This is a genomic window from Bifidobacterium callitrichidarum (assembly GCF_003129905.1).
GTDB lineage: Bacteria > Actinomycetota > Actinomycetes > Actinomycetales > Bifidobacteriaceae > Bifidobacterium > Bifidobacterium callitrichidarum.
Map to the genome: position 1 here is coordinate 79,235 of NZ_QFFM01000010.1, position 12,769 is coordinate 92,003.

The 12,769-nt window shown below is 65.3% G+C and carries 11 protein-coding genes; 1 reads left to right on the top strand and 10 read right to left on the bottom strand.

Annotation, left to right across the window (positions count from 1 at the left end; all coding sequences use genetic code 11):
- Positions 1-131 precede the first annotated feature (131 nt).
- The 8 genes from DF196_RS05845 to DF196_RS05880 form a co-directional block, all read right to left on the bottom strand.
- Positions 132-965: an ABC transporter ATP-binding protein gene (locus DF196_RS05845; protein ID WP_109056933.1), complete on the bottom strand. Its 834-nt coding sequence runs from the start codon at positions 963-965 to the stop codon at positions 132-134.
- Positions 962-3,037, bottom strand: a complete 2,076-nt coding sequence (locus tag DF196_RS05850) for a dipeptide/oligopeptide/nickel ABC transporter permease/ATP-binding protein (RefSeq protein WP_109056934.1) — start codon at positions 3,035-3,037, stop codon at positions 962-964. Before DF196_RS05850 ends, DF196_RS05845 begins: the two co-directional genes overlap by 4 nt.
- Positions 3,038-3,039: 2 nt before the next feature.
- Positions 3,040-3,996, bottom strand: a complete 957-nt coding sequence (locus DF196_RS05855; protein ID WP_109056935.1) for an ABC transporter permease — start codon at positions 3,994-3,996, stop codon at positions 3,040-3,042.
- Between the two features lie 282 nt (positions 3,997-4,278).
- On the bottom strand, positions 4,279-5,847 hold the full coding sequence (locus DF196_RS05860; protein WP_109056936.1) for an ABC transporter substrate-binding protein: 1,569 nt from the start codon (positions 5,845-5,847) through the stop codon (positions 4,279-4,281).
- Between the two features lie 509 nt (positions 5,848-6,356).
- Positions 6,357-7,025 carry an N-acetylmannosamine-6-phosphate 2-epimerase gene (locus DF196_RS05865; RefSeq protein WP_109056937.1) on the bottom strand — a complete coding sequence of 223 codons (669 nt, stop codon included), beginning with the start codon at positions 7,023-7,025 and terminating at the stop codon, positions 6,357-6,359.
- Positions 7,026-7,127: 102 nt separating this feature from the next.
- A complete protein-coding gene (locus DF196_RS05870) occupies positions 7,128-8,153 on the bottom strand; it encodes an ROK family protein (protein WP_109056938.1) in 1,026 nt (341 codons plus the stop codon).
- The gene (locus DF196_RS05875) at positions 8,150-9,058 is read right to left on the bottom strand and encodes a DUF4862 family protein (protein WP_109056939.1); all 909 of its coding nucleotides are present in this window, start codon (positions 9,056-9,058) and stop codon (positions 8,150-8,152) included. Before DF196_RS05875 ends, DF196_RS05870 begins: the two co-directional genes overlap by 4 nt.
- Positions 9,059-9,184: 126 nt before the next feature.
- Positions 9,185-9,805, bottom strand: coding sequence for a DUF5701 family protein (locus tag DF196_RS05880; RefSeq protein ID WP_109056940.1), 621 nt, complete (start codon positions 9,803-9,805; stop codon positions 9,185-9,187).
- A gap of 234 nt (positions 9,806-10,039) precedes the next feature.
- On the opposite strand from DF196_RS05880, the gene asd reads away from it, so the two are divergent.
- Positions 10,040-11,134 carry an aspartate-semialdehyde dehydrogenase gene (gene asd, locus DF196_RS05885; RefSeq protein ID WP_109056941.1) on the top strand — a complete coding sequence of 365 codons (1,095 nt, stop codon included), beginning with the start codon at positions 10,040-10,042 and terminating at the stop codon, positions 11,132-11,134.
- 61 nt (positions 11,135-11,195) lie between these two features.
- Here asd and DF196_RS05890 read toward each other — a convergent pair whose 3' ends face one another.
- Positions 11,196-11,762 (bottom strand): ACT domain-containing protein, encoded by a 567-nt coding sequence (locus DF196_RS05890; protein ID WP_109056942.1) that lies wholly within the window; start codon positions 11,760-11,762, stop codon positions 11,196-11,198.
- An 83-nt stretch (positions 11,763-11,845) separates the two neighbouring features.
- Positions 11,846-12,610 (bottom strand): aspartate kinase, encoded by a 765-nt coding sequence (locus DF196_RS05895; RefSeq protein WP_109056943.1) that lies wholly within the window; start codon positions 12,608-12,610, stop codon positions 11,846-11,848.
- Positions 12,611-12,769: the final 159 nt, after the last annotated feature.

Consider the following 12,769-nt stretch of genomic DNA (forward strand, 5'->3'; position numbering starts at 1 on the left):
ATCGATGGATGGGAATCAATCGGTCCGGCGGCCGCGTGGCGACCGGACCCGCGCAGGGACGGCCCACCGGCGGGAATCATCGACGATTCCCGCCGGCCAGGCCCTGCGTCTGCGTCGGATGCGCCGGACGCTCAGATGCACTCTTCCGGAGTCGGATGCAGCAGCGATGGCGCCGCGCCCAGCAGCAGCTTCGTGTAGTCGTCCTGCGGGTTGTTCAGCACATCCTTGGCCTCGCCGTGCTCGACGATGGTGCCGTGGTTCATCACCACGATCTCGTCGGAGACGTAGCGGACCGTCTGGATGTCGTGGCTGATGAACACCATCGACAGGCCGAGCGACTTCTTCAGGTCGGACAGCAGGTTGAGGATCTGCGCGCGCACGGACACGTCCAGCGCGGAGGTCGGCTCGTCGGCGATGATCGCGTCCGGGTTGAGCGAGAGCGCACGGGCGATGGCCACGCGCTGGCGCTGGCCGCCGGAGAGCTGGCCCGGCAGCGCGTTCAGCGCGGACTTCGGCAGGCCGACCATGTCGATGAGCTCGTAGGCGCGCTTGCGGCGGGCCGCCGAGTCACCGAGCTTGTGCACCACGAGCGGGTCCATGAGCTGGTCCTGCACGCTCATGCGGGCGTTGAGCGCGGTGGCCGGGTCCTGGAAGACCACGGAGACCACGCGGCCGATGTCCATGCGCTCCTTGGCGGTGCGCTTGGTCACGTCCTGGCCCTTGAAGAACACATGGCCGCCGGTGACGGTCTGCAGGCCGCACATCACGTTGGCCGTGGTGGACTTGCCGCAGCCGGACTCGCCCACGATGCCGATCGTGCGTCCGGGCATGAGCTTGAGGTTCACCTTGTTGACCGCCGTCACCTTCTTGGGGTGGAACAGCGTGCCGGCGCGTGTGGTGAACACGACTTCGGCGTCCCTCAGCTCGATGATCGGGGTTGCGTTGCTGTTGGTCTTGCTGTTCATCGCTGTGCTCCCTTCAGGGCTTCCGCGGCCTCACGCTCGGCCACTTCCGGCGTGGGCGCGAACCAGTCGTAGGTGAAGGCGGGTGCGGGCGCGGGTTCCGGGTCGTCGGGCAGGCAGGCCACCATGTGCTGGGTGCCGGGCACGCGCTTCATGACCGGGTGGATGTCGAGTCCACGGTCCGGATGCGAGGAGCGCGGCGCGAATCGGTCGCCCTTGGGGAAGTCCGCCGGCGAGGGCACCGTGCCGGGCACCTGGTGGAGGCGTCCCTGTCCGGCCTCGATGGAGGTGACGGAACCGAGCAGGCCGCGGGTGTACTCGTGGCGGGGATCGGTGAGGATCTCCTTGGTGGACGCCTGCTCGACGACCTGGCCGGCGTACATGACGGTCACCGAGTGGGCGACCTTGGCCACGAGCGCCAGGTCATGGCTGACGAAGATCATCGCGAAGCCGAGCTTCTCGCGCAGCTCGTTGAGCAGGTCGATGACCTGCTTCTGCACGGTCACGTCGAGTGCGGTGGTCGGCTCGTCGGCGATGATGAGCTTCGGGTCGCGGGTCAGGGCCATGGCGATGAGCACGCGCTGACGCTGGCCGCCGGAGAGCTCGTGCGGATAGGACTCCAGCGTGCGCTTCGGGTCGAGGCCCACCAGTTCGAGCAGCTCCTCGGCGGTGCGGGTGCCGCCGCGCTTGGTCAGCTGCTTCATCTGCGCCTTGATGAGCATGGACGGGTTGAGGCTGGAGAGCGCGTCCTGGTAGACCATGGCGATCTCATGGCCGCGCAGGGCGTTGTGCTCCTTGGGGCTCATGCCCACGAGGTTCTTGCCGTCGAACAGGATCTCGCCGCTGATCTCGGCACGCGGGTCGAGCAGGCCCATGATGGCCAGCGAGGTGATGGACTTGCCGCAGCCGGACTCGCCCACCAGGCCCATGGTCTGTCCGGCGCGCACGGCGAAGGACAGGTGGTCGACCACGTTCACGTCGCCGTGGCGCGGGAACTTGATGCACAGGTCGCGCACCTCGATGACCGGCTTGGCGGTGGACAGCGGGATGAAGCGGTCCTTGCGCTTGAGCTCGGCCTCACGCAGCTGCTCGAGGCGCTGATCGAGGCTCTCCTTCTGGGCGGCGTAGGCGGCCACCGGATCCACGAGCAGGCGGTCCTCCTTGCGGCTGAGCTCCTTGCCCTCCTCGCTCTGCTGGATGGGGGCGGTGGGGGCGGCCACCATGGCGTCGGTGATGCCCTCGGACAGGATGTTGAGGCACAGCACGGTGATCATGATCGCCAGGCCCGGGAACATGGCCTGCCACCAGTAGCCGTAGAGCACGCCGGCCTTGGCGGAGGACAGGATGTTGCCCCAGGTCGGGGTCGGCTCGGGGATGCCCGCGTTGATGAACGACAGGGAGGCCTCGAACACGATGGCATCGGCCACGGAAAGCGTGGTGAACACCATGACGGGGGCCGCGATGTTGCGCGTGACGTGCTTGAAGAGGATCCACGGGGCGCGGGCGCCGGAGACGATCACCGCACGCACGTAGTCCTTGCCGTACTCGCTGATGATGTTGGCTCGCACGATGCGGGCCACCTGCGGCACGTACAGCACGCCGATGGAGATGATGATGCCGATCATCGACTGGCCGAGGATGGAGACGAACACCGCGGCGAGCGCGATGGTCGGCACGGACATGACCACGTCGATCAGTCGCATGATGATCTCGGACACCCAGGTGCGCGATACGGCGGCCACGGCGCCGATGATGGAGCCGACGACCAGGGCGAACGCGATGGAGCTCAGGCCGATGACCAGCGAGTACCGGGCGCCGTAGATGACGCGGGAGAAGACGTCGCGGCCGAGGTTGTCGGTGCCGAACCAGTGGTCGGCGGTGGGGGCCTGGTAGCTGAGGGTGATCTCGGTCGGGTTGTGCGGGGTCACGACGGACGCGAAAATCGCGGCCAGCGCGAGCACCGCGATGACGATGACCGAGATGCGCGTGCCGATGGTCATGCTCGACCAGCGCTTGACCCTGACCTTGGTATTGGGCTTGCTGAATTCGCGGGTTGCGTTGTTGCTTCCGAGCATCGTCACACCGTCCTGATTCGCGGGTTGATGAGGACATAGAGCAGGTCGACGATCACGTTGACCACCATGAAGGCCAACGCCACGACCAGCGCCACGCCCTGCACAAGGGTCGGCTGGTTGTTGTTGATGCCGTCGAACATCGCGGTGCCCATGCCGGGCAGGGCGAAGATGACCTCGATGACGATGGCGCCGCCCATGAGGTAGCCGATCTTCATGCCGAGCATGGTGACCGGGGTGATCAGGGCGTTGCGGAACACGTTGCGGGCCACGACCACGCCCTTGGGCACGCCGGCGCCGATGGCGGTGCGCACGTAGTCCTTGTCGAGCTCCTCGACCATGGAGGTGCGGATGATGCGGGTGAGCGAGCCGGCCACAGGCAGGCCGAGCGCGAAGCTGGGCATGGCCATGCGGGCCAGGTATCCGGCCGGATCCTGGGTGAAGGCGGGCAGGTCGCCGGCGCCGGGCAGCCAGGCCATCTTGATCTGCAGCGCGTAGATGAGGAGCACGCCGAGCCAGAAGGACGGGGTGGCGATGGCGATGATGGAGACCACGCGGATGGCCTGGTCGACCCAGGTGTCGCGGTAGAGGGCGGCCAGCACGCCGAAGATGACGGCAAAGACGATGGCGATGAGCAGGCCGATGAAGGTCAGCTGGAGGGTGATGGGGAACGCGGTGGCGATGCGGCCGCTCACCGGGTCCTTGTTGACGCCGTAGACGCCGAGGTCGCCGCGCAGCAGGCCGCCGAGGTAGGAGAAGAACTGCTCCCACCAGGGGCGGTCGAAGCCCATTTCGTGGCGGTAGGCGGCGAGCGCCTGCGGGGTGGCGTTCTCGCCGAGGGCAGCGACGGCGGGGTCGTACTGGGAGAAGGACATCAGGAAGTAGACCAGCAGGGTCACTCCGAATGCCATGAACGGCAGGGCGATCAGTCGTCTGCCGAGGAGGCGTAGCAGGTTGTTCAATGGGACTCCCTTGTCGGATTGTTCAAGACAGGTGATTCAGGGTGATTCGGGAATGGCATGCGGGTCGGCACTCCATGGGGCTTAAACCGCTGCATTCCTTTTCCTCGGCTCCCCTTGTCGGGGGAGCTGTCACGAAGTGACTGAGGGGTAGCCGGAACCCATCGCATCAGGTCCGAAGACCAGCTCGATGAACGGCATGGCCCTCCCGCCTCGCGGACGTTCAGTGGCCCGCGGGACGGGAGGGCCGTTCGATGATGGTGGGTTTTCGCTACCGGCGGGACGTTACTTGTTCAGCTCGGCGTTCACCAGGTTGATGCCGGTCGAACCGATGGCGTCGACGCTCTTGAACACGCCCTTCTTGAAGGCGGTGGTCGTCTGACGGTGGAACAGCGGGTAGAGCGGGACCTCCTCGCTGAGCAGGTCGAAGCACTGGTTCCAGTAGCCCTGGCGCTCGTCGTCGCTGGAGGCGTCCAGGGCCTTGTCCATCAGCTCGTGGAGCTCGGTGTAGCCCTCGGAGCCGTTCCAGAAGGTACGGGTCTTGGTCCAGGCGTTGTCGCCGTACCACCAGTTCATCAACAGGTCGGGGTCGTTGCCGAACACGGACGGGTCGCCGGGGGCGAGCACCATGGAGAAGTCGGCGTCTTCCTTGTCGGTGATGTTCGGGTAGAGGGCGGAGGACGCCATCGACTGGATGTCCACGGTCATGCCGATCTCGGCCAGATCGTTCTTGATCTGCGGGGCCAGCTGGGTGATCCAGGAGTGGTCGGTGGTGTAGAGGGTGAACTTGAGGTCACCGGTGACGCCGGCCTCCTTGAGCAGTTCCTTGGCCTTCTCCACGTTCTTGGTGTAGACGTTGCTGGCCTTGTGGTAGTTCGAGAAGTTCTCGGGCAGGAAGCTGGTGGCCGCGGTGGCCTGGCCGGACATCTGGTTGTCGATGAGCTTCTGGGTGTCGATCGCGTAGAAGACGGCCTGGCGGACTTCCTTCTTGTCGAACGGGGCCTTCTTGGTGTTGAACATCAGGAACGGCAGGTTGAAGCCCTGCACGGTCTCCAGTTCGGAACCGGAGGATTCGAGGGTCTTGAAGGCGTTGGCGGGGACCATCTCCATCACGTCCACCTTGCCGGCCTGCATGGCGGTGACGCGGGCGGTGTCGTCCACGGACACGTTCCACACCATGTGCGCGGCCTGGGCGGGGTAGTCGCCGTTGTACTGGTCGTTCTTGTCGAACTTGACCTGCTGGTCGGTGATCTCCGTGTACTTCCACGGGCCGGAGCCGATCGGCTGGGCCTTGAGGTCCTCGTCGCTCATCGAGGAGGGGACGATCTGGATGAGGGCGAGGCGCTGCTTGAACATCGGGAACGCGCGGGTGAGCTTGAAGGTCACTTCGGTGTCGGACTTGGCCTCGACGGAATCGATGAAGTCGAGCATGGAGATGTACAGGCTGCCTTCGGCGGTGGTGCGCTTGTAGGAGGAGACCACGTCGTCGGCGGTGACCGCCTTGCCGTCGGAGAACTTGGCTCCGTCGCGCAGGGTGACGACGTACTCGGTGTCGGAGACCTGCTCCGGCTCGCCGGCGGCGAGCGCGTTGAACACGGAGTAGTCCGTGTAGTTGAGCGCGTACAGCGGCTCGGTCACATGCCAGTTGCCGGCCATGGCGAGGGCGCTGGACGTGGTGGACGGCGAGAAGTCGCGGGTTGCGTACGCGACCTGTGCGGTGATGGTGTCGGCCACCGCCGTGCCGCCCTTCGCCGTGCTCTGGGTGTTGCCACCGCCGCCGCATCCGGCGAGCAGCATGAGGCCCGCGACGGTCGCCGCCACGGCAGCCTTGAACTTTCCATTCTTCCTGATCATTGGTTCTCCTCGTCGTTGAGTGAATGTAGGACCATCGTTCGAACCGAGACGGTGCCTTTCCTGGGATGAGATTGATTGATGATTGTTGGTGATTGTGGGTTCTCGCCATTCCGATCTCTCGGCTGGAGGTCCTTGTGAGAGCCCTTAACGTCGTCGTCGAACTGATTTAATGATAAGACGTCTGATGTCTGATTTCAAGTCGGGAGTGTTGTGGGCTTGCCGGAACACGAAGGCGGCGGCTCGCAATGGCCGAAACGGCTGGAATTCAGCCGAAAATCAGCCATCACGAGCCGCCGCTTCCTGTCTTTTCCGCTCTACAGCTGCGCCACGAACAGTCCCACCTTGGCTCCCCTTGAAGGACATTGCCGTGAAGCAAACAGCAGGGCTGTTTGCAGGCAATGTGCGAGACGACAGTCAAGCCAACAAGATGCGGACAAAGTCCGTCCGTAATTGCGGACGAGCTGGCGGCGAAGCCGACTGAGGGGTAGTCGATTCGAGCCGTAACTTGATCACAGCTGCGCCACGAACCAGCGTGTGATGCTCGTGGGGTGCGTGATTGCCGTTCCCACCACGGCGGCCCACGCGCCTGCGGCCATCACCCGATGCAACTGGGCGGGCGTGTGGATGCGTCCCTCGCACAGCACGGGCACGTCGGGGAACGCCTCGATCATCTGGCCGAGCAGCTCGAAGTCCGGCCCGTCGGTCTTCGGCCTCTCGCCCGTATACCCGGACAGCGTGGTGGAGATGATGTCGGTGCCGGCTTCGACGGCGCGTTCGGCGTCGGCGAAGCTGCCGCAGTCGGCCATCACGAGCACGCCTTCGTCATGCAGGGCGTGCACGGTGTCCGCGTAGGTCAGGCCATCCGGTCGCGGGCGTCCGGTCGCGTCGATGGCGATGATGTCCGCGCCGGCGGCCGCACAACAGCGCGCGTGACGCAAGGTCGGCGTGATGTACACGCCCTCCTCGCCGTCCTTCCAGATGCCGATCACCGGTACGCTCACCTGGCCTTTGATGGCCGCGATGTCCGCGAGCCCCTGGCAGCGGATGCCCACGGCGCCGCCCTCGACGGCCGCCATGGCCATCTGCGCCATGGTCTCCGGGTGGCGCAGCGGCTCGCCCGGATACGCCTGGCAGCTCACCACGAGCCCACCTTTGATTCGTTCAATTGTCTGATGCATAATCATTGCTCCCTGCTCCCTCGGCTCCCCTTGTCAGGGGAGCTGTCGGCAAAGCCGACTGAGGGGTAGTACCTCGAAATCAACGTGAATTCAGTGCAATCGTTATCGAGACTGCACATATTGCCGCACGGCCGCGGCCGCACCGATGAGCGGCGCATCACCGCCGAGTGCGCCTTCGACGAGCGGCGTGGGTTTGACCAGCGCGAGCGCCGATTCCGCGAATCCGTCGCGCAGGGCATCCCACCAGATCGGCCCGGCCTTGACCACCGACCCGGACACGACGATCACGTCCGGATCGACGAGGTTGCCCATACCTCCGATGCATTCGCCAAGCGCCCGCGCGCTGTCGGCCAACACGGCGCACGCCAACGGCTCACCCGCCGCGGCCCGCGCGGCCACGTCTGCGCCGCTCGAGGCCGGCTCGGGAACGTCGCCACCGGCTTCGACCGCCGTATCAGCGGCATCCGCCCCCTCATGAGCCCCCTCGAGACGCCGGTTGTACAGATCCTTCAGACCCGTGCCGGACGCCACCGGTTCGATATGCCCCTCACGGGTGCCGCACGAGCACAGGAACCCGCGGCCCAGCGCGCTTGGCACATGCCCGGCATGGCCCGCCACGCCGTGCGCGCCGGTGAACAGCCCGCCATCCACCACGATGGCACCGCCGATGCCGGTGCCCACACCGATCGACAGCACCACACCCTTGCCACGGCCGGCACCATAGCTGGCTTCGCCGAGTCCGTGCGCGCCCACGTCGCCGATCATGCGCACCGGCAGATCGGTCACATCGGCGAAGGCGTCGTAGATACGCTGACCTCGCCAGCCGGGCAGAATATCGGTGGCCGCAACGATCACGCCGGTCTCACTGTCCGGCACACCGGCCGCCGCGATGCCGATGCCCGTAATCGTCACGTCTTCGGCGGCGGCTTGCTCCAGCTGGCGCATGGCGAGCGCCACGATGCGTCTCTTGAGATCGTCGCCGCCGCGTGCGGCCTCGGTCGGTATCGAACAGCGACCCGTCACGATGGGAGTGTCACCGGCTGCGGCCGGCAGCGTCACGAATCCCGAGGCGACTTTGGTGCCGCCGATATCGAATGCCAGATACGTAGGCTGCGTTCCCCCGCTCATGACACGACCGCCCGGTAAATGCGCTCCAGATAGCCGAGTCGCTCCTCGAGAGTCGCGTCTTTGGGCACGCATACCTTGGCACCCAGATAATCGAGCGGTGTCGCCTGTTCGCCCGCGGCCCGCACGGTTTCCGCAATCGCGGCGGCATCCATAAGCGAGGTCGGCTCGTCCGGGCTCATGGGCAGGTGGCCGTCGATCCAGCCGTACCCGTACTGGGTTTCCTCGGGGCCTGCTCCGGAGAACATGAGCCCGCTGAGCACGCCGACCCGCACGGCCTTGCCCACATGCTCGACGGCGGTGGCGGCGGTTCGGCCTTCCACCACAGATCGGCCCCAGTTCACTGTCAGTCCGATGCCGGCCTGTTCGCACAGTTCGATTTCGTCCTCGATGGGCAGGAATCCCTTTTCCGGCTTCTGCCCGTCAACGTACTTGTCGCAGTGCTCGATCACCAGTTTCGCGCCGGACCAATCCAGCTGCGCCAGCTCCTCCAGCGAGGCGGCCATGGCACGGCGGTCGGCCTTGGCGGTGGGCGCCGAATGCACTTCGACGAACCGGACATCCTGACTGCCTCGCCACTGCGTGAAGTCGGCGAGCGCGTCACGCACCTGCGTCATGAAGTCGAGCGCGGCCCGGCGCCCGTCCCCGTCCGGGCTGGCGAGGCCGAAGTTCGGGTCCTTCCACACGTGCTGCATGGTTCCGGGAATAACGGTGATGGTATTGCCACGCCAATGGGCGGGCAGGATGCCGGCAAGCCAGATGCGCCCGGCGGTTTCCGCAAGGTCGCCGGGGAAGGGCAGTTCGGTGCCGCTTACCCACGGCTGCCCACCCAGCAGGTTGTAGTAGTCCTCCTGGGCTTCCCGCCCCTGAGGCAACGACGCATAGGCGCCGACGACGAATGATGGCATGCTGGTTTCCTCCTTGAAAAGCTGGTGCCAAGACATACCTATCCTACTATCATCAGACGTCTGATGTCTAATCTCTGGAGCGTCCGACCGCATCGGTCTACGCCCATGGCAGGCGGATCTACAGGATCACAGGAACAGGCTGATGCCACGGCGGGCCATGCAGTAGGCGTTGCCCAGCCAGGTATGGCGGGAGTTAGGCCAGACGGCACCGAGTCGCGGCGCGTTCTGACTCATCCAGATGGACGGCACGCGGCCGTCCGCCGAACGTGAGCCCAGCAGGTTGAAGCCGTTCTTCTCCAGCAGCCACTCCGGATGCTGGGTGGCGATGGCCAGCCCCTCCTCCAGCGTGAGCGGCAGACGCTCGTCCGAATCGATGAGCTTGCGGGCCACGTCCGGTTCGCGGTTGATGTAGCAGGTGCCGGTGTGCGGCTCGATCACCAGGTAGAACGGGCCCTCCGGCGGTTCGAAGCCATCCTGCGGCAGGAAGCTGGCGATGTCACGCGGGGGCATGGTGGTGAACCCGGCCATGCGGTTGATGGAGGTTCGTGCGATCAGCGATTCCGGCGAGACCAGCTCGCGCGTAGGCACCAGCAGGATGTTCGAACCCAGATCGGCTCCTTCCAGAGCCTCGATGAGGGGCCGGGCCAGCGAGCGGAAGGCCGCGGCGGACATATCCGCCACATCCGGGTATCCGAGGGCCACGATACGGTCAAGCTGCTTCTGCGCCTCTACTGATGCGATAGACATGGCTACCAGCGTAGCGCGTCGCCATGTCGGAGACGACGCCGCACCATGCCGGGCCAGGGCACCGCAGCACCGCCGCCCGACTCTTTTCCGCACGTCCCTTGACGATCCGGCACATCACGCGAGCGGCAGCGCCCGTCAGGCCATCATACGGAAGGCCGCGCGCCATGCCCCGGTCGATTCCGTAAGATTGGAACCTACGTGTGTATACCCATCCATCTGACCCAAGGGGTTGATATGTCCGAAAAGTTGAAGGTCGGCATTCTGGGCGCCACCGGCATGGTCGGCCAGCGCTTCATCACGCTGCTGGAGAATCATCCGTGGTTCGAGCTGACCACGCTTGCCGCTTCCGCGCACAGCGCCGGCAAGACGTATGAGGAGGCCGTCGGCGACCGTTGGAAGATGGAGACGCCGATGCCCGAGTTCGTCAAGAACATGACGGTGCTCGACGGCGACGACGTGGAGAACGTGGCCAAGGACGTGGACTTCATGTTCTCCGCCGTGAACATGCCCAAGGACCAGATCCGCGCCATCGAGGAGCGTTACGCCAAGACCGAGACCCCGGTGGTCTCCAACAACAGCGCCCATCGCTGGACCCCGGACGTGCCGATGGTGGTGCCGGAGATCAATCCGGAGCACTTCGCCGTGATCGAACACCAGCGCAAGCGTCTGGGCACCACGCGCGGCTTCATCGCCGTCAAGCCCAACTGCTCCATTCAGGCGTACACCCCGGCGCTGGCCGCATGGAAGGAATTCGAGCCGCGCGAGGTGGTCGTGAGCACCTACCAGGCGATCTCCGGCGCGGGCAAGACCTTCAAGGACTGGCCCGAGATGGTGGGCAACATCATTCCGTTCATCTCCGGCGAAGAAGCCAAGAGCGAGAAGGAGCCGCTCAAGGTGTTCGGCCATGTGGACGCCGCCAAGGGCGAGATCGTGCCGTTCGATGGCGCTCTGAAGATCACGTCCCAGTGCATCCGCGTGCCCGTGCTCAACGGCCACACCGCCACCGTGTTCCTCAACCTCGGCAAGAAGGCCACCAAGGAGGAGCTCATCGACCGACTGGTGAACTACACCTCCGAGGCCGCCAAGCTGGGCCTGCCGCACGCGCCGAAGCAGTTCATCCAGTACCTCACCGAGGACGACCGCCCGCAGGTCAAGCTCGATGTGGATTACGAGGGCGGCATGGGCGTCTCCATCGGCCGTCTGCGCGAGGATTCCATCTTCGGCTGGAAGTTCGTGGGCCTGGCCCACAACACCCTGCGCGGTGCCGCCGGCGGCGCACTCGAATGCGCCGAAATGCTCAAGGCCCTCGGCTACATCACCAAGAAGTAGCGTTTCTATAGCAATATGGCTCCCCTCAAAGAGGGGAGCCAATTCATATGTCCGTAAAAACTCAGCGACCGGTACCGCCGTAGACCACGGCCTCGATCTGCGTGGCGTCCAGGCCGTACGCGGTGTGCAGCGCCTTGACGGCCTCGTTGAGCTGCTCCAGCGGCACCAAGGCGGCGATGCGGATCTCGGAGGTCGAGATCATGAGCACGTTGATGCCCTTGTCGCTCAGCGCGCGGAAGAACTTGGCGGCCAGACCGGAGTGGGTCTTCATGCCGACACCCACCACGGCCACCTTGCCCACGTTGGTGTTGATGTCGAAGGAGTGGTAGCCCAGCTCCTCCTGCTTGTCGAGCAGCGTGTCCTGCACCTGCTTGACGGCGGCTTCCGGCACGGTGAAGGAGATGTCCGCGGTACCCACGGATGCACCGGCCTGCACGATCATGTCCACGTTCACGCCGGCGGTGGCCAGCTCGGTGAACACCTTGGCGGCCATGCCCGGCTCGTTCGGCACGCCGCGCACGGTGGCCAGCGCCTCGGAACGGTCGTGGGCGATACCGGAGATCACCGGGGCCTCGGGGCCGAGGTCGGGGAACAGGTCGCCCATGGATTTCGCTTCTTCTTCAGTCATGTCTTGCCTTGTCTTGCTTGATTGTCTTACGTTGTTCTGATGACCGACGCCATTCGCCCGCACGGTTGCGGACGGACCGCCCGTCAGTCGAGGTTCGGCAGCGTGCGCGGGTCCACGCCGTTTGGCACCACCAGCGTGCCCGGACGGTGGGAGAAGGACGAACGCACATGCAGCGGCATGTTGAACCGCTGGGCGTACTCCACGCAGCGCAGGGCCAGCACCTTGGAACCGCAGGAGGCCATCTCCAGGATGGAGTCGTAGTCGATGACCGGGATGCGACGGGCAGCCGGCACGATGCGCGGATCGGCGGTGAAGATGCCGTCCACATCGGTGTAGATCTCGCAGATGTCGGCGCCGAGGGCCACGGCGAGCGCCACGGCGGACGTATCGGAACCGCCGCGACCGAGCGTGGTGGCGTCACCCTTGGCGTTGATGCCCTGGAAACCGGCCACGATGGCGATGTCCCCCAGAGCCAGCGCGTTCTTCACGCGGTCCGGCTTGACGGACTTGATGTGAGCCGCACCATACCGGGCGTCGGTGAAGAAGCCGGCCTGCTGGCCGGTGAAGGAGTGGGCCCGGCTGCCTTCCGCATGGATGGCCATGGCCAGCAGGCTCATGGAGATGCGCTCACCGGCGGTCATCAGCATGTCCATCTCGCGCTCGGGCGGGTTGGAGTCGATGCTCAGCGCCTGGTCGATGAGGTCGTCGGTGGTGTCGCCCATGGCGGAGACCACCACGGCCACCTTGTTGCCCTTCTTCTCCGTTTCCACAACGCGCTTGGCCACACGTTTGATCGAATCGGTATCGGCGACCGAGGAGCCGCCGTACTTCTGCACGATGAGAGCCACTGCTGTCCTTTGTTCTTCTCTTAGGGGACGTTTGCCGAACATTCTACGCAAACGCAACGATTATAAGGACCGCCGTCCTCACCCCGCGGACCGCCACCGGCATGTGGACACCGCCAAACAAGCCGAATTCAGCGAACGTTCAGGATGATGCCAGAGGTC

Excerpts from the sequence above, each read along its gene's own strand:
- DF196_RS05845 (WP_109056933.1), bottom strand. The coding sequence starts at position 965 with ATGAACAGCAAGACCAACAGCAACGCAACCCCGATCATCGAGCTGAGG.
- DF196_RS05850 (WP_109056934.1), bottom strand. The coding sequence starts at position 3,037 with ATGCTCGGAAGCAACAACGCAACCCGCGAATTCAGCAAGCCCAATACC.
- DF196_RS05860 (WP_109056936.1), bottom strand. The coding sequence starts at position 5,847 with ATGATCAGGAAGAATGGAAAGTTCAAGGCTGCCGTGGCGGCGACCGTC.
- DF196_RS05865 (WP_109056937.1), bottom strand. The coding sequence starts at position 7,025 with ATGCATCAGACAATTGAACGAATCAAAGGTGGGCTCGTGGTGAGCTGC.
- DF196_RS05870 (WP_109056938.1), bottom strand. The coding sequence starts at position 8,153 with ATGAGCGGGGGAACGCAGCCTACGTATCTGGCATTCGATATCGGCGGC.
- DF196_RS05875 (WP_109056939.1), bottom strand. The coding sequence starts at position 9,058 with ATGCCATCATTCGTCGTCGGCGCCTATGCGTCGTTGCCTCAGGGGCGG.
- DF196_RS05880 (WP_109056940.1), bottom strand. The coding sequence starts at position 9,805 with ATGTCTATCGCATCAGTAGAGGCGCAGAAGCAGCTTGACCGTATCGTG.
- asd (WP_109056941.1), top strand. The coding sequence starts at position 10,040 with ATGTCCGAAAAGTTGAAGGTCGGCATTCTGGGCGCCACCGGCATGGTC.
- DF196_RS05890 (WP_109056942.1), bottom strand. The coding sequence starts at position 11,762 with ATGACTGAAGAAGAAGCGAAATCCATGGGCGACCTGTTCCCCGACCTC.